The sequence below is a fragment of the Acidovorax delafieldii 2AN genome (assembly GCF_000175235.1).
GTDB classification, from domain to species: Bacteria; Pseudomonadota; Gammaproteobacteria; order Burkholderiales; family Burkholderiaceae_C; genus Acidovorax; species Acidovorax delafieldii_B.
Map to the genome: position 1 here is coordinate 1 of NZ_ACQT01000558.1, position 957 is coordinate 957.

The 957-nt window shown below is 70.5% G+C and carries 2 protein-coding genes and 1 pseudogene; all 3 read right to left on the reverse strand.

Features of this window, described 5'->3' with window-relative positions; all coding sequences use genetic code 11:
• Positions 1-172 (reverse strand): LysE family transporter (locus ACDELDRAFT_RS23005; protein ID WP_157764966.1); only part of this gene is annotated, 172 nt, incomplete at its 3' end.
• A 125-nt stretch (positions 173-297) separates the two neighbouring features.
• Positions 298-561: a hypothetical protein gene (locus ACDELDRAFT_RS23010; protein ID WP_232504824.1), complete on the reverse strand. Its 264-nt coding sequence runs from the start codon at positions 559-561 to the stop codon at positions 298-300.
• Positions 558-957, reverse strand: a pseudogene (locus ACDELDRAFT_RS23015) (alpha/beta hydrolase); the annotation flags it as partial. The pseudogene ACDELDRAFT_RS23015 and the gene ACDELDRAFT_RS23010, both read right to left, overlap by 4 nt.

Consider the following 957-nt stretch of genomic DNA (forward strand, 5'->3'; position numbering starts at 1 on the left):
CCGCGGCGGTATGCACGACGAGGCCGGCGCACAGGCCCACCACCACCGCCATGCCGGCGCGCCAGCCGCGCTGGGCCGACTGCAGCAGAACAAACAGGTTGTCGGGCCCGGGTGTGAGCCCCAGCAGCACCGACACGCCAAAGAAAGTGAGCAGGGTTTCGAAAGCAGGCATGGCAAAGAACAGGGCGAACGTGAAGACGCCCATTGTGCCAACGTGGGCTGCACCGCCACCCTGGGCCCAGCCTGCGCTGGCCGCTGCAGGTGGCGCCGCCCGGTCAGCATGCGCTCAGCGCACAGTCAGCGCATCGGCACCACGATCACCCGGCGGCGTGGCTGGCAGCCGGGGCCTTCGAAGGCGGGACTGTCGCGCATCCAGCCCGCGCCGGGAGATGCCTGCGCGCACACGCGCCGGCCATCCACCTGGCTGCGCCAGTAGTACCAGGGCGCCGGTGCGGCCAGGGCTGCGCCAAGGGCCAGCATCCAGCCCAGGGCCACCCTGGCTGCCAGGACCGCAGGCCCATGCAAAGCGCGTGCATTGCCGTCCATCGTTGCAGCCGTCACCGCAATGCCTTGCCATCCACCGACCACATGAAGGCTTCCACCGCGTCGGTGTAGGCACCAGGCAAACCGAGCTGCTCGTTGACCTGGCCATGCGAGAGATCCTGCGGCAACACCTCGACCCGCATGCCCCGTGCCCGGCCCTGCGCGGCAAAGCGCTGCGCCTGATCGCACGATACCCTGCGGCGGGTGGAGCATACGGCCAGCACCGGCGGGGCAGGCTGCTGCAACTGGTGCAAGGGCGATACGGCGCGCCAGAAGGCCGGGTCGCTGCCAAACGCCTGGTCGTACAGGCGCGCGTGGCGCTCTTCCATGATGCGCGGCACATCCAGCGCAGCGCTGTCGAGCGCCACCGTGCCGCGCACGGGCAAGGCGCCCTGGGCTTGCGCCAGCGCCGGT